At 63.8% G+C, this 19496-nt stretch carries 8 protein-coding genes and 1 other RNA gene; 7 read left to right on the top strand and 2 right to left on the bottom strand.

The window, feature by feature from the left end:
* Nucleotides 1-30: 30 nt before the first annotated feature.
* Complete coding sequence (locus tag ABS769_RS12770; protein ID WP_317062046.1) at nt 31-1029, bottom strand: glucokinase family protein; 999 nt, start codon at nt 1027-1029, stop codon at nt 31-33.
* 720 nt (nt 1030-1749) lie between these two features.
* On the opposite strand from ABS769_RS12770, the gene ABS769_RS12765 reads away from it, so the two are divergent.
* The 5 genes from ABS769_RS12765 (at nt 1750) to ABS769_RS12745 (ending at nt 12875) form a co-directional block, all read left to right on the top strand.
* Nucleotides 1750-4443 (top strand): TonB-dependent receptor, encoded by a 2694-nt coding sequence (locus ABS769_RS12765; RefSeq protein WP_317062035.1) that lies wholly within the window; start codon nt 1750-1752, stop codon nt 4441-4443.
* 208 nt (nt 4444-4651) lie between these two features.
* Nucleotides 4652-6334, top strand: coding sequence for an alpha-L-fucosidase (locus ABS769_RS12760; protein ID WP_317062033.1), 1683 nt, complete (start codon nt 4652-4654; stop codon nt 6332-6334).
* 14 nt (nt 6335-6348) lie between these two features.
* Nucleotides 6349-7404: a glycosyl hydrolase family 18 protein gene (locus tag ABS769_RS12755; RefSeq protein WP_317062032.1), complete on the top strand. Its 1056-nt coding sequence runs from the start codon at nt 6349-6351 to the stop codon at nt 7402-7404.
* 323 nt (nt 7405-7727) lie between these two features.
* Entirely contained in the window at nt 7728-10172 is a 2445-nt protein-coding gene (locus ABS769_RS12750; RefSeq protein WP_317062045.1) for a family 20 glycosylhydrolase, read from the top strand.
* Between the two features lie 21 nt (nt 10173-10193).
* Complete coding sequence (locus tag ABS769_RS12745) at nt 10194-12875, top strand: beta-mannosidase (RefSeq protein WP_317062031.1); 2682 nt, start codon at nt 10194-10196, stop codon at nt 12873-12875.
* Nucleotides 12876-12945: 70 nt separating this feature from the next.
* Here the strand turns inward: ABS769_RS12745 and ABS769_RS12740 are convergent.
* Nucleotides 12946-13022, bottom strand: a non-coding RNA gene (locus tag ABS769_RS12740) — sX9 sRNA.
* Between the two features lie 151 nt (nt 13023-13173).
* Between ABS769_RS12740 and ABS769_RS12735 the strand changes: the two genes are divergently transcribed.
* Nucleotides 13174-15843 (top strand): glycoside hydrolase family 3 C-terminal domain-containing protein, encoded by a 2670-nt coding sequence (locus tag ABS769_RS12735; RefSeq protein WP_317062030.1) that lies wholly within the window; start codon nt 13174-13176, stop codon nt 15841-15843.
* 742 nt (nt 15844-16585) lie between these two features.
* Nucleotides 16586-19474 (top strand): TonB-dependent receptor, encoded by a 2889-nt coding sequence (locus tag ABS769_RS12730; RefSeq protein ID WP_317062044.1) that lies wholly within the window; start codon nt 16586-16588, stop codon nt 19472-19474.
* Nucleotides 19475-19496 lie beyond the last annotated feature (22 nt).

Genomic DNA, 19496 nt, shown 5'->3' with positions numbered 1-19496 from the left:
GCTCCTACGGGAATGCGGAATTCGATCGAATCAGCGCCCGTGCTGCAAAAACCAGCTGGCGGCGCCGATCACACCGAGCTGGCCATGTTCGACGATGCTGACCGGCACCTGCTCCAGCGCTGGACGCAAGGCGCCCTTGTCGAGCAGGCGCGCGACGAAGTCGCTTTCGGCAATGAAGGCAGCGATCTGCGGCAGGAAGCCGCCAGCCAGATACACACCGCTGCGCACGCCGTACAACAGGATCATGTCGCCGACCACGCTCCCCATGAAACCGCAGAACGCCTGCAAGGCATCGCGTGCCAACGTGTCGTTACCGGCCAATGCGGCGGCGGTGACGTCGGACGGGCTGGCGTGCACGGCCGGCTCGCTGCGCAGTGCAGCCAGCGCGGTATAGAGATTCAACAAGCCCGGGCCGGAAAGCAGATGTTCGGTGGCCACGTGCGTGCGCGTGCGGCGCAGTTGCTGCAGTAACGCCACTTCCAGATCGCTGGCTGCCGCGAGTGCGGCGTGGCCGGCTTCGGTCGGCAACACCACCGCGTTGGTACCGTTGGGAATCCACAACGCTGCGCCCAACCCGGTGCCGGGGCCAAGGATCAGCGCCGGACCTGTTGCGCCCTGCGGCGGGCCAGACAACTGCAGGACCTGATTGCCGACCATGTAATTGGCCGCATAGGCGACCGCTTCGAAATCGTTGACCAGATGCAAGGCCTGCATGCCGAGCTGGCTGCGGATCTGTCCCGGTGCCAGCACCCACGGCAGATTGGCGGTGATCACGCTGCCGTCTTCCAGCGCGTAACCGGCGCTGGCGATGACACCGCGCTTCACCGGCGCACAGCCAAGCTCCGCGAAGAATGCCGACATGATCTCGGCCAGTCCCGGGTAATCGGCGCAGCGGTACTTGCGGTAGTCCAGCACAGTGACCGGTTTGCGTGGATCGATGCTTTCGCACACCAGCGCCAGGCGCACATGCGTCCCGCCCACATCTGCGGCAACGAAGGTTTCGGTGCGCGGAAAAGACACCGCGTCCATTGGGCTGCTTGCGCTCACGCGTTCTCCTGATAAATGGCAGCGGGCCGGTGTCATGTCCCGTTAGCCGACGAACGGTAACGGGTAGACAACGTTGTCAGCAATCGCCCTGTAACGCAACCGTCGCGATCACGATTTATGCGGGGCGCTGTTGATTTCATCATCCACCAAAAATCCGCATCTTTGGCAGCGATTTCCGCACAAATCAGCGTCGGGACGCATTGCATTGCGAATTCACCATAGAAAAAGCGAATCGCGATGCGCACGTTCTCACGCCATGCTGCGCAACTGCATCGGCGCAAACGGAACCCTGTCGCAAATTTGCTGCATTGCAGCGCAATCGCAGGCGCTTCAGAGATCTGTGACGATGTGTTGACAACGCTGTCAACGCTACGCGAGACTCGATCCAAATCAGGGTTCTGGCAGGAGGGGCCATGGACTGTTCGGGACTGAACATCGGGCCATTCCCTCGCCTGCCGATTCCGGATTCGTGAGTGGTGCGTCACCCGACGTTCGACTCGCTGAAGTCGCATTCGCCACACCGCTTCACCACACGGGGGACACCTCCTCTACCACGCGAATCGCCTGGACCCGCTTCTCACGACGCGTGCCAGTGCAATCACCGCGATCGGTCAGGGCGTGTTGTTTTGCCGGCCACGCCGAGCGCGTTGCGCCCCACTACGGGCCAGGCGCGCTCAAAGCACTAACCAATGAGGTTTAGCCATGCACAGCCGCACCACGACGTTAGCACTCTGTATCACCGCCGCTCTGTACTGCTCCGGCTCTGCCATGGCTGCCGGACAAGAACAGCAGGCCACTCCCAGTGCGCCCTCGGCCACCACCGAGCTGGACACCATCACCGTCACCGGCTACCGCGCCTCGCTGGAGAAGAGCCAGGCGGTCAAGCGCTCGGCCAACTCGATCGTCGATGCGATCAGCGCCGAAGACATCGGCAAATTCCCGGACATCAATGCGGCCGAATCGTTGTCGCACCTGCCGGGCATCAGCGTCGACCGCCAGTTCGGCGAAGGCGAAAAGGTCAGCATCAACGGTACCGACCCGGCGTTGAACCGCGTGCTGCTCAACGGCCAGACCATCGCCTCGGGCGACTGGGGCGGCAACCCGACCGACACCAGCGGCCGCACCTTCAACTACACCCTGCTGTCGCCGGAAATCATCGGCCTGATGGAGGTCTACAAGACCCCCGAGGCACGCATCGACGAAGGCTCGATTGGCGGCACCGTGATCGTGCATACCCGCAAGCCGCTGGACCTGCCCAAGAACACCATCCGCGGCTCGATCGGCTACAACTACAACGACCGTTCGGAAGAAGGCAACCCGCGCGGCTCGGCGCTGTGGAGCTGGAAGAACGACGACGAAACCTTCGGCGCGTTGATCTCCGCCACGCACGACAAGCAGGACCTGGCGCGCGCCGGTATCGAATACTTCGGTTACACCACCGGCCGGAACGATAGAGGCCAAGGCATTCCGCCGACAGCCACCATCACCGGCGACGGCAGCGATGTGGCCACCGCCCGCGTGCCGGCCGGCATCAGCAGCGCGTTCTTCCAGCAGACCCGCGAGCGCAGCGGCCTGCAGGGCGCATTGCAGTGGAAGCCGAACGAGCAGAACGAATTCAACCTGACCGGCCTGTACATCAAGGGCAAGTACAACAACTTCAGCCAGGCGCGTTATGTGTGCCCGGCCTGTAACGACGACCTCCAGAAGGTCACCCAGGCCAATGTGCAGAACGGCGTGGTGACCTCGGCCACGGTCAGCGATGGCGCAGCCGGCCAGCCGTACGCGCAGCTGGATGCCAACTACCGCGAGAGCACCGTCACCACCAAGAGCCTGAACCTGCGTCACGACTGGTCCGGTGAAAAGTGGGTGTTCACCACCCAGGTCGGCAACACTGAAGCGACCGGCGGCAAGAACCCCGAATACCTGATGAAGTTCCTGATGCAGGACGGCGGTTACAACTACGCCTTCGATGGTCAGAACACCGCAGTGAACTACGACAACGGCGGCGCCTCGAACTGGGTGTTGCCGGGCAATCCGGCAGGCCTGGCTCCCGGCCAGCAGGGCAATGTCCCCGGTACCAACACCGGCATCATGCAGGCCGGCGGTATCGCGTACCAGAAGAGCAAGGACGAGGAAAAGTACTTCCAGTGGGATGCCTCGCGCGACCTGGAACTGGGCCCGTTCACCAAGCTGCAGTTCGGCTACAAGTACATCAACCACAACAACGGCGTGGACGCACGCGGCAACCGCATCAACTCCACCGACGCGGTGTCGCTGACGCAGTTCAATCCGGGTAGCACGCCGAGCAGCCTGTACGACGGCCTCGGCGCCAGCGGCGACCTGACCACCTGGCCGACCGCCAGCCTGAACTCGGTGCGCAACTATCTGTTGTCGCAGCCGCAGGGCCCGTACCGCACTGATTTCGGCGCTTCGTTCCAGGTCAAGGAAATCACCCAGAACGTCTACACGCAGTTGAACTTCGAATCCGGCCAGTGGCGCGGTAACGTGGGTGTGCGCCTGGTCGACACCACCGACAAGTCCGAGTTCTGGCAGAGCAACGATGGCGGCACCAACTTCGACCGTGTGGCCGAGACCAACGACTATCGCAAGGCGCTGCCGAGCTTCAACATCGCCTACGACATCACCGACGACACCGTGCTGCGCTTCTCGGCAGCCAAGGTCATCGCGCGTCCGCGCTACGCCGATCTGGCCGGCACGTTCACCATCAACAGCGGTACCGGCGATCTGACTGCCAATGGCGGCAACCCGGATCTGAAGCCGTACGAGTCCACCAACTACGATCTGGCGGCCGAGTGGTATTTCGCCCCGTCCAGCATGTTGTCCGGTGAAGTGTTCTATCGCGACATCAGCTCCTACATCGTCAGCACCACCACCAGCCAGCAGCTGAATCCGGCACCGCCGGCCATTGCCGGCCTGTATCAGGTCACCACGCCGGTCAACGTGTCGGACGCCAAGGTCACCGGCGTGTCGGTCAACTACCAGCAGACCTTCGGTCTGGGTTTTGGCTTGCAGGCCAACTACACCTTTGCCGAATCCGATTCCAGCTCCGGCTTGAACCTGCCGTACCTGTCGCGCGATACCTACAACGTGATTCCGTACTGGGAACACGGCGACTGGACGGTGCGCGTGAACTACAGCTACCGCTCGAAGTACTTCACCCAGATCGGTCGCCTGCAGTCGCGTGACTTTGCAGATGCCTACAAGCAGCTGGATTTGAACGCCTCGTATCAGATCACCGATTACATGGGCATCACCTTCGGCGCGACCAATCTGCTGGATTCCACCTACCGGGTCTTCAGCAACACGCGTGATACCCCCACGGCGTTCTACAAGAACGGCCGCGGCTACCAGGCCCAGTTGAACTTCAAGTTCTGATGTAGTCCCGGCGCGCCACCGTCCCTCCACGGTGGCGCGCTTTTTTTTGCCTGTCGTTGCGCCTGCAGCGCCAGGCCATCGGTTGCATGCAGAAGTGCCACTGGCCATATCCCTTCGCGCTTGAAGGACTATCGCCAGGCCCGCTTCCGCCATCCACGTGCCGGTTGCCGTCTTGCCAACACGTTTCGCTTACAGGAGTGCAGTTCCCATGACGACCGATAGCCGCCACCGCGCGGCTCCATCCCGCCGCCACGCCGGAGCTGTACCCAGGAGTCGCGCGCTCGCGCTCGCTCTGCTGGTGGCCTGCCCGGTGCTGTCGTTGCACGCGCAATCGCCCACCGCGCCGACCGCCACCACGCTCAGCCCCGAACAGATCGACCAGCAGTGGCTCAGCGCCACCGCCAAGTACGCACCCGAGCGCGAGCGGCTGGTGCATGGGGCAGAACAAGGCGCACGCAAGGGCCCGTTCCGTCCCGATTGGGCTGCACTCAAGGCCTATCAATCGCCGGCGTGGTACGACAACGCCAAGTTCGGCATCTTCATCCATTGGGGCGTGTTCTCGGTACCGGCGTTCGGCAGCGAGTGGTACTCGCGCAACATGTATCTGCAAGGCTCCAAGGAATTCGCGCACCACGTGGCGACCTATGGCCCGCAGGCGAGTTCCGGCTACAAGGATCTGATTCCCAAGTTCACCGCGCCCAAGTTTGACCCGAATGGTTGGGCCAAACTGTTCCGCGAGTCCGGCGCACGCTATGTGGTGCCGGTGGCCGAACACCATGACGGCTTCGCGCTGTACGACTCGAAGCTCTCCGACTGGACCGCAGTGAAGATGGGGCCCAAGCGCGATCTGCTGGGCGAGTTGTCCAAATCGATCCGCGCGCAGGGATTACACTTCGGGTTGTCCTCGCACCGCGCCGAACACAACTGGTTCTTCGACGGCGGGCGTAAATTCGATTCGGACGTCAACGACCCGCGCTATGCGGCGCTGTACGGCCCGGCGCAGGTGCGTCTGCCGGGCAAGGACGATGCCGATGTGGCCAACGACTGGACGCCGGTGTCGCAGGCGTGGCTGGACGATTGGTTGGCACGCACCACAGAATTGATCGATACCTATCAGCCGGACCTGATCTATTTCGATTGGTGGATTGCCCACCCCACCTTCCGCAGCAGCCTGCCGACCATGCTGGCCTACTACTACAACCAGGGCGCGGCGCGCACCGAAGCCGATCGCGGCGTGGTGGTGAACTACAAGCTGGGCGCGTTTCCGGAAGGGGCCGGCACGCTGGACATCGAGCGCGGCCAGCTCACCGGCATCCATCCCACCCATTGGCAGACCGACACTTCGGTGAGCAATGCGTCGTGGGGCTATATCGAAAACGACACCTATAAATCGCCGACCTTCATCATCCACATGCTGGCCGACGTGGTGGCCAAGAACGGCAACCTGATGCTCAACATCGGCCCGCGTGCGGATGGTTCGATCCCGGAGACCGAGCGCGGCATCCTGCTTTCGATCGGCAAGTGGCTCAAGACCAATGGCGGCGCGATCTACGACAGCAAGCCGTGGCGCGTGTATGGCGAAGGCCCGACTGAAGTGGTGGGCGGCACTTTCCAGGACGTCAAGACCAAGCCGTATACGGCCGAAGATTTCCGTTTCACCACACGCGATGGTGCGCTGTATGCGATCGAACTCGGTTGGCCCGCCGGCGGCAAGGCGGTGATCCGCTCGCTCACCCCCGCCGATGGCGTGCGCGGTGTGACGCTACTGGCCAATGGCAAGAAGGTGCCGTTCGAGCAGCAAGCCGACGGCCTGCATCTGAGCCTGCCTGCCAAACCGGTGGGCGAACACGCCTACGTTTTCCGCATCGACCTTTCTTCTTCCACTCCCTGACGGATGCTGTTTTCATGAGCAAGCAATTGACCTGGATACTGCTCGCGCTGGCGTTAGCCTGCGCGCCTGCCTTGGCCAAAAACCCCACGGCGTTGTTCTATCTGATGAACACGCAGAAATCGACCAACTCGTTCATCGCCAACGTCGACAAGATCGATGTGGTGGTGCCGACCTGGTACGGCGTGGACCAGAACGGCCTGGTCAACGGTACCCCCAACACCTACCTGTACGACATCGCCAAGCAGAACAAGCTGCGGGTGATGCCGATCCTGTCGATGACCACCGGCCGCGACGGCTTCCACAAGCTGATGCACGACGAAGCGGCCAAGAAGCGCATGATCGAGTCGCTGCTGATCCACGGCAAGCAGCACAAGTACTACGGCTTCCAGTTCGATTTCGAAAACATCGCCTGGACCGACCGCGACGCCTACACGCTGATGGTCAAGCAGACCGCCGATGCGCTGCACAAGGCCGGTTTCAAGATGTCGGTGGCGGTGGTGCCGAATGCGCCGGGCCATGCCGAAGGCGGCCAGTTCTCCAAGTGGATGTGGGAATACTGGCGCGGCGCGTATGACCTCAAGGCGCTGGGCCAGGCCGCGGATCTGGTCAGCATCATGACCTACGACCAGCACACCCGCTGGACCACGCCCGGCCCGGTGGATGGCATGGTGTGGATGAAGAAGCATCTGGATTACGCGATTACCCAGGTGCCGAAAGAAAAGCTCTCGCTCGGCATCGCCACCTACGGCTACCGCTGGTACACCGGTAACCCGGTCAAGGAAGACGGCACCGAAGCGTCGAACATCGCGGCCACCTATATCGATGCCGACGAATCGTTTCCGCTGGCGATCGAACAGAACGCCACCGTGCAGTGGGATCCGGTCGAGCAGGAATCGTGGTTCTACTTCTATCGCGACGATATGCGCGAGTGGGTGTTCCGCCCGGATGCGCGCAGCTTCAAGGCACGCTACGACATGGTGAAGCAGTACGGTCTGGAAGGCTTCAGCTGCTGGGTGCTGGGCGCCGAAGACCCGAAGGTGTGGGACGAGTTGCCACCTGCGCAACGCTAAGCGCGTTATCACAACGCTGCACGACCTGGCGGGCGCGGTTCGGTGCTTGAATCGGGACAGACACACGATTCCTGCATCGCCCGCGCTCGCGTTGCAGCCGCTGACGAGAGTGCATTCGCCTCTCCCAAACGCAGCACGCGCACTGCGCGCACCCGAACGAAGCGTGCGCCAGTCCCTGCGTCATCCGGCATGGCTTTGCTACTGTGCGTGGCTGCCGTGTTCTCGCCGCCACATCGGGATGTGATTGCATGAAGTCGAACTCCGCACCTGGCTTGCGCTTGTCGTTATCGCGCCTGCTGTCGCTGCGCAAGCCATCATTGAGCATGCGGTCACTGAGCATGCAGTCGTCGAGCCTGCTGTTATCGAAGAGGCGGTCGTCGCGCCTGCTTGCGCTGGCATTTGCTGCGATGGTGGTGGCTGGTTGCGGCCAACGCGATGCAGCGAGTACGCCGGCTGCGGCCAGTCCCGGCAGCGCCTCGACACTGCCTGCGACCAATGCACCGCTGCCCCTGATTCCCGCCCCGGCCGAAGCCAGGCGCGGCAGTGGCAGCTTTCGCGTCGGCACCGGCACGGTGATCTCGATTCCCACCGGCAACGCCGAAGTACGCCGCAGCGCCGAGACGCTGGCCAGCCTGCTGCAAGGCACCCGCGGCCTGACCCTGGAAGTGCGCACCGAAACCAACGCCTCCCCGCACAGCATCCGCCTGGAGCGCACACCGCAGGCACCGGTGGCGCACAAGGAAGGCTATAGCCTGGACGTGGATGCCAAGGGCATCCGCATTGCCGCACGCGATGGTGCCGGCTTGTTCTATGGCGGGATCAGCGCCTGGCAACTGATGACACCGGACGCGCGCAAGGGCGAGGTCGAGGTGCCGTCGGTGGCGATCCGCGACTGGCCGCGTTTCAGTTGGCGCGGTCAGCATCTGGATGTGGCCCGCCATTTCCATGACGTGGCTACGGTCAAGCATGTGCTGGATGCAATGGCCACGCACAAGCTCAATGTGCTGCATTGGCATCTCACCGACGACCAGGGCTGGCGCATCGAAATCAAGCGCTATCCCAAGCTCACCGAGGTCGGTGCATGGCGCACCCCGCCCGGTGCCGGCCGGCACGGCACACCCGAGCGTTACGGCGGTTTCTATACGCAGGAACAGATCAGCGAGATCGTTGCCTATGCGGCGCGTCTGCACATCACCGTGCTGCCCGAGCTGGACATGCCCGGGCATGCGCAGGCCGCGGTGGCGGCGTATCCGGAAGAGGTAGGCGTGCCCGGCCAGCGCACGCAGGTCGGTGTGAACTGGGGCGTCAACCCGTATCTGTTCAACACCAGCGAACGCAGCCTGAGTTTCATCACCAATGTGCTGGATGAAGTGCTGACGTTGTTCCCGTCGGCGTATATCCACATCGGTGGCGATGAGGCGGTCAAGGACCAATGGGAAGCCTCGCCTGCGGTGCGCGCGCAGATGCGCAAGCTCGGGGTCAAGGATGCGCACGCGATGCAGGGCTGGTTCAACGAACAGCTTGCGGCCTACCTCACCCAGCACGGCCGGCGCATGATCGGCTGGGACGAAATTCTCGAAGGCGGCGTGCCGGCCAGTGCATCGGTGATGTCGTGGCGCGGCGTCGAAGGCGCGGTGGTGGCGGCAAAGCAAGGTCACGATGTGGTGCTTGCACCAGGCGACTGGCTGTATCTGGACAATCTGCAGACCACGCGCAGCGACGAGCCCAACGGCCGCCTGACGATCCTGCCGCTGTCGAAGGTCTACGCGTTCGACCCGGTACCAAAAGAACTCAGCGCCGAGCAGGCCACGCATGTCCTCGGTGCGCAGGGCGCGTTGTGGTCCGAATACATTCCATCGAAGTGGCATATCGATCATGCGCTATTCCCGCGTCTGTCTGCCGTTGCGGAAGTGACGTGGTCGCCGGTGGCTGCGCGCAACTGGAAGGGTTTTCTGGCGCGCATGCCGGCGCAGTTGCAGCGCTACAAGGCGCTGGGCATCGACTATAGCGACGGTGCATTCGCCGCCGATATCGCGCTGGAATCCGGCCCCAACCCGGTGTTGGCCGGTGGCCCGGCCAAGGTGGCGCTCCGCACCCAGGCTGGCGCGGGTACGCTGCACTACACCACCGACGGCAGCGATCCCACGCCGGCATCGCCGCGCTATGAGGCGCCGTTTACGATTCAGCTGCCGACTACGGTCAAGGCCACTGCATTCGAATCCGATGGCACAGCGCTGGCCGCTACGCGCAGCCGCACGTTCGATCGTGCCGGGTTGTTGCGCGTGGATACGCAAGGCCTGCGCGATTGCGTCGAAACAGGGGCGCTCGGCCTGCGCTTGCCGCTGCTACCGGAAATGACCGCTGCCGATACGCCGGTCTACAACGTCGATCTGTTCCATGCCTGCCGCCTCTATCCGCAAGCGCGCCTGGACGGCATCGGTGCGATTAGGGTCGAGGCCGCACGTCTGCCGAACAACTTCGGTCTGGCCCATGAACAATCCAAGGTCGTGCAGTACCCGGCCAAATCGCGCGGCGGTGAGCTGGAAGTGCGACAAGGCTGCGAGGGCGAACTGCTGGCCAGCGTGCGTCTGCCCCAGGGCGACACCGTGGGCGAGCAGCTCACCCTGGAAACCCCATTGCCTGCACGCACCGGCGTCCATGATCTGTGCCTGCGTTTCACCGCACCGATTCGCGGCCCGTTGTATGCCATTGGCGCCGTCCAGTTGATTGAAACCACCGCGCAGGCGCCCCCCGCCGCCACGCGCTGATCCATCCAAGGAGAGTCACCCATGCCCCTGTCCCGTCATCGTTTCGTCCCCGCACCCGCCCGTCTCGGGCTTGCCCTGGCCTTCGCTATCTCGCAGGCCTGGGCCGCGCCGCCCACGGCAACGACCCTGGACACCGGCTGGCAGGTGCGGCTGGTGCCGGGTCAGGAACAAACTAAGACCTATCCGAAAGCGGCGGCGTGGTTGCCGGCGCAGGTGCCTGGCGCGGTGCAGACCGATTTGATCGCCGCCAAGATCGTGCCGGACCCGTTCTATCGCGATAACGAAGGCAAGATCCAGTGGGCGGGCCTGAGCGATTGGCAGTATCAAACACGCTTCAACGTTGATGCGGCCACGCTCAAACGCGAGCATGTCGAACTGGTGTTCGATGGCCTGGATACCTTTGCCGAGGTCACCCTCAACGGCAAGCCGCTGCTCAGCGCCGACAACATGTTCCGGCAGTGGCGCGTGGATGCGAAATCCCTGCTCAAGCGCGGCGACAACGTGCTCGAGGTCAAGCTGTTCTCGCCGATCAAGAAGATCCAGCCGTGGTTGGCCAAGCAGCCGTATGCGCTGCCGGGTGCCTACGATTCGGCATTTGGCGACGAGCCCGAGTCGCGGCACAGCTCCACCTACGTGCGCAAGGCGCCGTACAACTTCGGCTGGGATTGGGGCCCGCGCATGGTCAATGCCGGCATCTGGAAAGACGTGCGTGTGGAAGCCTGGGATGCGGTGCGCGTGGACGGGCTGCATATCGCCCAGCAACGTGTGGACGCCGAGAGTGCGCAACTGCAGGCGCAGCTCGAATTGCAGGCCGGCCGCAGCGGGCCGGTGCAGGTGACGCTGGATGTGCTTGGGCCGGATGGGAAGAGTGTCGGCCAGTTCACCCAGCAGGCGGTGGTCGACCCGGGCCAGAACCGTATCGATTTGCCGGTGCGCATCGCCAAGCCCAAGCGCTGGTTTCCGGCCGGCTATGGCGCGCAGGACCGCTACACCTTCGTGGCCAGCGTGCGCGATGCCGATGGCGACAGCCAGCAGATCAAGCGCATCACCGGCCTGCGCTCGGTGGAGCTGCGGCGCGAGAAAGATAAGTACGGCAAGAGCATGGAGATCGTGATCAACGGCATCCCGATCTTCGCCAAGGGCGCCAACCTGATCCCGCTGGATGCGTTCCCCGCGCGCGTGAGCCCCGAGCGCATGCGCAGCACCTTGCAGGACGCGCGCGATGCCAACATGAACATGCTGCGCATGTGGGGCGGCGGGCATTACCAGGACGACCACTTCTACGAGGTGGCCGACGAGCTGGGCATCATGATCTGGCAGGACTTCATGTTCGGCGGCGCGGTGCCGCCGTACGACGTGGAGTTCCGCGAGAACACCCGGCAGGAGGCGATCGAACAGGTCAAGCGGCTGCGCGACCATCCCAGTATTGTTCTCTGGTGCGGCAACAACGAAGTGCAGACCGGTTGGGAAAACTGGGGCGACCGAGTCAAATTCAAGCAGTCGGTGTACCCGGAAGAACGCACGCGTATCGAGCGCGGCATGACCACCTTGTTCGGCACGGTGTTCCGTGAAGTGGTGGCCACCTACGATAGCGACGTGCCGTACTGGTCCACCTCGCCGGGCACCAACTTCGATGGCGCCGCCGATCAGGCCAACGATGGCGACATGCACTACTGGAAGGTCTGGGGCGGCCCTGCGCTGCCGGTGACCGAGTATCTCAACGTCACTCCGCGCTTCATGTCCGAATACGGCCTGCAGTCGTTCCCGGACATGCGCACCGTGCGTGCCTTCGCCGAACCCGGCGACATGGATCCGGAGTCGCCGGTGATGCGCGTGCATCAGAAGTTCGACAAGGGCAACGGCAACAAGCGGCTGATGCTGTACATCCGCCGCGAATTCGGCGAGCCCAAGGATTTCGAGAGCTTCGTCTACCTGAGCCAGCTGATGCAGGCCGAAGGCATCAACCTGGCCGCCTCGCATCTGCGCGCCTCGCGCCCGCAATCGATGGGCTCGTTGTACTGGCAGCTCAACGATGTATGGCCGGGTGCCTCGTGGTCCAGCGTGGATTACTACGGCCGCTGGAAGGCGCTGCACTACCACGCACGCCGCTTCTATGCGCCGGAACTGATCGCCGCATTGCGCAACGACAAGGGCCAGACCGAGGTGTCGCTGGTGTCCGACCGCACCACACCGCTGGCCGCACGCTGGCGCATGCGCGTCATGAGCATGGATGGCAAGGTGCTGAGCAAGCGCGAAGAAAAGACCACGGTCAAGCCGCTGAGCAGCCTGCAGGTCGGCAACTTCAGCGACAAGCAGTTGCTGGGCAGCGCCGATCCGAAGCGCAGCTACGCGGTGTTCGAATTGTTGGACGGCGACAAGCTGCTGTCGCGCGAAGTGGTGTTCTTCGCACCGGCCAAACAAGTGGCCTTGCCGAGCGCGAAAATTGACAGCCAGTGGCGCGCCGATGGCGATGGCTATGCACTGACGCTGTCCAGCCCCACGCTGGCGCGCGAGGTGTGGCTGTCGTTTGGCGATGTGGATGCCACGTTGTCGGACAACGCCTTCGACCTGTTGCCGGGCGAGCCGTTGACCGTGCACGTGAGCAGCAAGGCGGCGCTGGCGCAGTTGCAGTCCACGCTGCAGGTGCGCGATCTGGCGAGCACGCTGGCCGGTGCACCGCCGGAGCCTGCCGAGACGAAGTAAGCCGCCGGAAAAGGCGTCGGCTGATTGCGCAGCGCTCGCACAAAGGCGCTGCGCGATCAGCGAAGACGGCGGTTTGCGCAACGCAGCGAGCGGTCGTCAGGTGGATACGGGCGGCGCGCTCAGAACCGGAGTCTACGAGTGGTACATGCCGGTTCCGAGTACCGACCGCATCCGCCTGGCGGTGAGCGCAGCGGTTTTGTTATCCGCTCTTAGTGTCACTAACCGCTGCCCGCAGTGTCCTGCGGGCAACCCAAGAACAACGCGTGACGGCCATTCGCCGCCCCGCAGGAGTGAACCGATGTCGTTGTCCGTATTTCCATGCCGCCTGGCCGTTGCGCTGAGTCTGGGTTTGGGCCTGCCGCTGATTGGCGCGCCGGCATTCGCCGCAAAGAAAACCGACGAAGCACCAGAACAACGCGCCGCCGCATTGGTGGCGCAAATGAGCCGGGAGGAAAAAGTCGCGCAGGCGATGAACGATGCACCGGCAATTCCGCGCTTGGGCATCCCCGCCTACGAATGGTGGAGCGAAGGCCTGCACGGCATTGCGCGTAATGGCTACGCCACGGTGTTTCCGCAGGCGATCGGCCTGGCCGCCAGCTGGAATACGCAGCTGATGCAGCAGGTAGGTACGGTGGTCTCCACCGAGGCGCGCGCCAAGTTCAATCAGGCCGGCGGCCCGGGCAAGGACCACAAGCGTTATGCGGGCCTGACCATCTGGTCGCCCAACATCAACATCTTCCGCGACCCGCGTTGGGGCCGTGGCATGGAGACCTATGGCGAGGATCCCTTCCTCACCGGGCAATTGGCGGTGGGCTTCATTCGCGGGCTGCAGGGCGACGATCTCGATCACCCGCGCACCATCGCCACGCCCAAGCATATCGCCGTGCACAGCGGGCCGGAGCCGGGTAGGCACGGCTTCGATGTGGACGTGTCGCCGCGCGATGTGGAAGCGACCTATACGCCCGCCTTCCGCGCTGCATTGATCGACGGCCAGGCCGGCTCTGTGATGTGCGCGTACAACTCGTTGCATGGCACCCCGGCCTGCGCGGCCGACTGGTTGCTCAATGGCCGCGTGCGTGGCGATTGGGGCTTCAAGGGCTTTGTCGTGTCCGACTGCGACGCGGTGGACGACATGACCCAGTTCCATTACTTCCGCCCCGACAATGCCGGCTCGTCGGCCGCGTCACTCAAAGCGGGGCACGATCTCAATTGCGGGCATGCCTATCGCGAACTCGGCACGGCGATCGAACGCGGCGAAGTGGACGAAGCCTTGCTCGACCAATCGCTGGCTCGCCTGTTCGCCGCGCGCTATCGCCTGGGCGAACTGGAAGCGCCGCGCAAGGATCCGTATGCAAAGCTCGGCGCCAAGGAGATCGATAACGCAGCCAACCGTGCGCTGGCGCTGAAAGCCGCTGCCGAATCGATCGTGTTGCTCAAGAACGACGCCAACACCCTGCCGCTGAAAGCCGGCACGCGGCTGGCGGTGATCGGCCCGAATGCCGATGCCTTGGCGGCATTGGAAGCCAACTACCAAGGTACTTCGTCCACGCCGGTGACGCCGCTGCTGGGTTTGCGCCAGCGCTTCGGTGCGCAGCAGGTGAGTTACGCGCAAGGTGCCCCGCTGGCCACGGGTGTGCCGGGCATGATTCCAGAGACCGCGCTGCGCAGCGATGGCAAGCCGGGGCTACGTGGCGAATATTTCGACAACGTCGATATGACCGGTGCTGCGCGCGTGGTGCGACAGGACCGCGCGGTGAGTTTCAACTGGGATCAGGTCGCCCCCGCAAAGGGCGTGCCGGCCGATCGCTATGCGGTGCGCTGGAGCGGCGAGCTGCTGCCGCCGAGCGCGGGCGATTACACGCTGGCGGTGCGGGTGGCGCGCTGTTTCGACTGCGCCGGCCACGATCCGGTACGGCTGTATATCGACGACAAGCTGGTGGTCGCCGGCAATGCCGAAGACAAGCACGTGCCGGCCGGCATGCATAACGCCGATGGCCGCAGCGTGGAAACCGTGCTGCATTTCGACGACACCCGCCCGCGCAAGATCCGGCTGGAACTGGAACACCGCGGCCAGGATCAGGGCGTGCGCCTGGAGTGGCTGGCACCGGCGGCGGCGCAACTGGCCGAGGCCGAGCAAGCCGTGGCGCAGGCCGATGCGGTGGTGGCCTTCGTCGGCCTGTCGCCGGATGTGGAAGGCGAAGAATTGCGTATCGACGTGCCTGGCTTCGACGGCGGCGACCGCAACGACATCGCCCTGCCCGCCCCGCAGCAAGCGCTGCTCGAACGCGCAAAGGCTTCCGGCAAGCCGCTGGTGGTGGTGTTGATGAGCGGCAGTGCTGTGGCCTTGAACTGGGCCAAGACGCATGCCGACGCGATCGTGGCGGCGTGGTATCCGGGCCAATCTGGCGGCACCGCGATCGCGCGCATGCTGGCCGGCGACGATAACCCCGGCGGGCGCTTGCCGGTGACGTTCTATCGCTCCACCAAGGACCTACCGCCGTACGTCAGCTACGACATGAAGGGCCGCACCTACCGCTACTTCAAGGGCGAGCCGCTGTTCCCGTTCGGCTACGGCTTGAGCTACACCAGCTTTGCCTACGCAGCGCCTAAGTTGTCCACCACAACGCTGCAAGCCGGCAGCACCTTGCAGGTGACCACAACGGTGCGCAACACCGGCAAGCGGGCCGGCGATGAAGTGGCGCAGGTGTATCTGCAGTATCCGGATCGCCCGCAATCTCCCTTGCGCAGCCTGGTCGGCTTTCAACGTGTGCATCTGAAGCCGGGCGAACAGCGCACGCTCACCTTCACCCTGGATGCGCGCGCCTTGAGCGATGTGGATCGCACGGGACAGCGTGCGGTGGAAGCCGGCGATTACACGCTGTTTGTCGGTGGTGGCCAGCCGGGGACCGGCGCGGTTGGCGAGGCGGCGGCGTTTTCGATTTCGGGGCGTTCGCCCTTGCCGAAGTAAAGAGTTCGACTGCAGGACATCAACAGGCGTCGGCTGTCATGGCCGGCGCCTGTTGCGTTACGCGCGCATGTTGCGGTGCATCGCAATACGCAGGCATCGCAACTGCGCGAGTTGGAATTGGTGATCTATCCGCAGGCAATACGATGATCTCCGCACACACTTCACACCTGCTTGACAGACACGAAAACGAGGTCTATCACTGACCGCAGTCGGCAACACGCGCCATCGGCGATGCGCTCGACGTACTTTGATGGCAACAGCGTTTCCACGCAGCACCTGCACTGGGAGATGGTTGGATGCAGCATCGTCGTACCGACCAGCGCTTGCGTGTTGCCGATCTCGCAGTGCATTGCACTCACGCATGCTGCGCTGCTGTCACGCTGGTGCAGCCGTCATGACCAAGCACTACAAATTGAGCGCGATGCGCTCGCGCTCCAAGTGCATCGCCGGGTACTCCCCGCCTCGCCACTGACGCCTGCATAGCTGTCCAAGCTGGCAGATGCTCCGGCGCAATCCCGTTCGGTAACTCGCACACGCGTTGATCGCGTGCTGTGCCATGCCGTACGCGCGCATCGCCGTGCAGACCGTCTGCCCAAGAGCAAGGCATCGAGAGGGCGTTGCCGTCGGCAACGTTGCCCAGCATCTGGCGAGGTGGCACGTGGGAAAGCGTGAGCGTACGAACGGCAAGCAATGGATCGTGGCAATCCTGACCGTGACCGGCATGGCCTCGGCCGCAGCCGCAATGGCCGGCACCGTGGAGGGAGACCTGAAAGAAAGCAGCAGCGGCAAACCCGCCGCCAATGCCAAGGTGCGCATCGCCGGCACGCCGTACAGCGCGGTCGCCGATGCGCGCGGGCACTTCGTCATCCGCGATGTGCCTGCCGGGCAGTACGCACTGAATCTGGATTACCCAGGCTTCAGCGCGGCCGAAACCAGCGTGCAGGTCGGCGACAGCGGCACCGCCTCGGTGGCGATTGCGTTGGAAGAGGTCAAGCAACTGAAAGCGGTCAGCGTGGTGAGCAATCGCTACGATGCCAGCGATCTGAAGATCAACGCCGCCAACACGGTGGACGTGCTGTCGGCCAACGACCTGCAACGCACCGCCGTGCACAACGTGGCCGAAGCGCTCGGCCTGATCGCCGGCATCAACATCACCAGCACCGGCTCGGGCTACTTCGGCGGCATCGACGGTGCAGCGCGCGGCGAAGGCATGTTCGCCTCGGTGCGCGGGTTGCCCTCCGAATACAACGTCAACATGATCGACGGCGTCACCGTGGCGCAAGGCATGCCGTACAGCCGCAGCGTGCAGCTCAGCCTGTTGCCGCCGAGCGGCCTGCAGACCATCGTGGCCAACAAGACCTCCACCGCCGACATGGACGGCGATGCGATCGGCGGCACGCTGGATTTCCGCACGCCCACCGCCTACGACTTCAAGGACACCACCAGCGGCAGCGTCACCGGCAGTGGCCGGGTGGAAAGCCGTGCGCGCGATTACGGCGGCGATGGCCTGGGTGGTGGGTTCGGTGGCGAGTTCCAGCACAAGTTCGGCGAGGCACAGCAGTTCGGCGTGTATGCCAGCGCGTATTACGACTACCGCACCACCACCAACAGCGAAGTGGCCGCCGCCACCAGTGCGCTCAACGATGGCTCCTGGGAATACTTGAACACCGATGCCGAAGGCCGCAACGCTGCCGGTTTCGACCCGCAACGCAACCTCACTAGCACCGGCATGAACGTGGGCATCGCCGCCGGCTGGGAGCGCCGCTACGGCGGCAACGCCTCGTTCGACTGGCATGTGGACGACAGCCTGTCGCTATATGCGCGCATGACCTACGCCTATGCCAAGACCGAGCAAGGCACCACCTTCGTCCAGTTGCTGCCGCAGGATGTGAGCTACGTGCCCACCGGCACGCCGGGTGTTTTCACGCCGAATATCGGCCGCATCGCCTCGCGCTTCTGGTACGAGACCAATCCGGAAGTCGCCGACCTCGCCACCTTCCAGATCGGCGCCAAAAAGACCGCAGGCGGTTGGACCTTCATGCCCAACCTGTTCTACAGCTTCGGCAACAACGACCGCCCCGACCATGTCGAAATCGACGGGCGCGAAGACAAGTTCAGCCAGGACAACTACGCCTACTCCGGCAACAGCTTCGTGCGCTACGGCGGCGGTGCGTTCCCGTACCCGCAGCTCACGCCCGCGCTGCAGGCGCAGGTCAACAACATCCCGGCGTTGTACGCCAGCAGCTATGGCGAACAGACCAAGATCTACTCCGGCCAGAAGAAAGGCGGCGCGCGTTTCGACACCCGCTACGATTTCGAAGATGGCGCGCTGCGGTCAGTGCAGTTCGGAGTGAAGTACAGCAAGAGCAGCCGCCGCTACACCAATCGCGACTGGTATACCGGCGGCGTGGACGGCACTACCACGCTGGGTGATCTAGGCATCTTCACCGGTACCTATGCCTCGATTTTTCCCGGTAAATACGACTGGAATACGCCGCGCGTCAGCAAAGCGGCGGTGGCCGGTGTGATCGCCCAGCACCTCACCGACGATGACCTGGACACCTGCGGCAGTGCGTTCTACGTCAACAACTACAACTGCAACACCATGCGCGGCACCGAGGCGGTCAGCGCCGCCTATGCCACTGCCACCTTCACTGTCGGCAACCTGGATATCGTGCCGGGCGTGCGCTTCGAGCACACCGGGATCGACAACACCTTCTGGGTGAGTCCGGTGGATGCGGACGGCAACGAGATCGTCGGTTACTTCGACCACAACCACACCTCCTACAACGAGCCGCTACCCAGCGTGTTCCTGACCTGGCGGCCGGACCTGCGCACCGCCTATCGCGTCTCGCTGTGGACCAGCTATACGCGGCCGGCTTTCGTACAGCTGGGTGGCGGCAGCCAGATCGACATCTCCAATGGCGTCACCACCATCACCCAGGGCAATCCCGACCTGAAGCCGATCGAATCCACCAACCTGGACCTGTCCGGCGAGTGGTCCACCGAGCGCGGCGGCTTCTTCTCGCTGGCCGGCTTCTACAAGCAGCTGCGCAACTACATCTACGATGCCGGCTCGGCCCAGGCCAACGGCAACACCACCGGCAGCGGCACGGTGCTGTACCACATGCCCACCAATGGCGGCGACGGCAAGATCTACGGGGTGGAACTCAGCGCGCGGCAGAAGTTCCAGGACCTGCCCGCGCCCTTCGACGGCCTGGGCATCAGTGCCAACGCCACCCGCCAGCATGCGCGCGCCGACCTGGGCCTGGCTGGCTTCGACAACGAACACATGCAATCGGCGCCGTCGGCGATGGCCAACCTGGAGTTGTTCTACGAGCACAATGGGTTCTCGTTGAACCTGAGCTATCACTTCAGCAGTTCTTACCTGCTGGGCTACGACTTCCTGCACGAAGGCGCGCCCTGGAACGACCTATGGGCACGCCCGACGCGGCGCGTGGATCTGCACACCGGCTACCGCTTCGACAACGGCGTGAGCATGGACCTGTCGATCTCCAACCTGACCAAGGAATACAGCTACTGGGCGCATGTAGGCCGCGACAACCTGGCCATCTCCGACATCGTCGATGCCGGCAGCACCGCGTTGTTCACGGTCAAGTACGCGTTCTAGCGGCGCGCTGCAGTGTGCGGCG

Origin of the sequence: Xanthomonas hortorum (assembly GCF_040279205.1) — a bacterium.
Lineage (GTDB): Bacteria > Pseudomonadota > Gammaproteobacteria > Xanthomonadales > Xanthomonadaceae > Xanthomonas > Xanthomonas hortorum_F.
The sequence above is the reverse complement of the archived record's forward strand: the minus strand, read 5'-3'. Positions and strand labels throughout refer to the sequence as shown.

Coding starts and splice junctions, on each gene's coding strand:
- ABS769_RS12770 (WP_317062046.1), bottom strand. CDS start 1,029: ATGGACGCGGTGTCTTTTCCGCGCACCGAAACCTTCGTTGCCGCAGAT.
- ABS769_RS12765 (WP_317062035.1), top strand. CDS start 1,750: ATGCACAGCCGCACCACGACGTTAGCACTCTGTATCACCGCCGCTCTG.
- ABS769_RS12760 (WP_317062033.1), top strand. CDS start 4,652: ATGACGACCGATAGCCGCCACCGCGCGGCTCCATCCCGCCGCCACGCC.
- ABS769_RS12755 (WP_317062032.1), top strand. CDS start 6,349: ATGAGCAAGCAATTGACCTGGATACTGCTCGCGCTGGCGTTAGCCTGC.
- ABS769_RS12750 (WP_317062045.1), top strand. CDS start 7,728: ATGCGGTCACTGAGCATGCAGTCGTCGAGCCTGCTGTTATCGAAGAGG.
- ABS769_RS12745 (WP_317062031.1), top strand. CDS start 10,194: ATGCCCCTGTCCCGTCATCGTTTCGTCCCCGCACCCGCCCGTCTCGGG.
- ABS769_RS12735 (WP_317062030.1), top strand. CDS start 13,174: ATGTCGTTGTCCGTATTTCCATGCCGCCTGGCCGTTGCGCTGAGTCTG.
- ABS769_RS12730 (WP_317062044.1), top strand. CDS start 16,586: ATGGCCGGCACCGTGGAGGGAGACCTGAAAGAAAGCAGCAGCGGCAAA.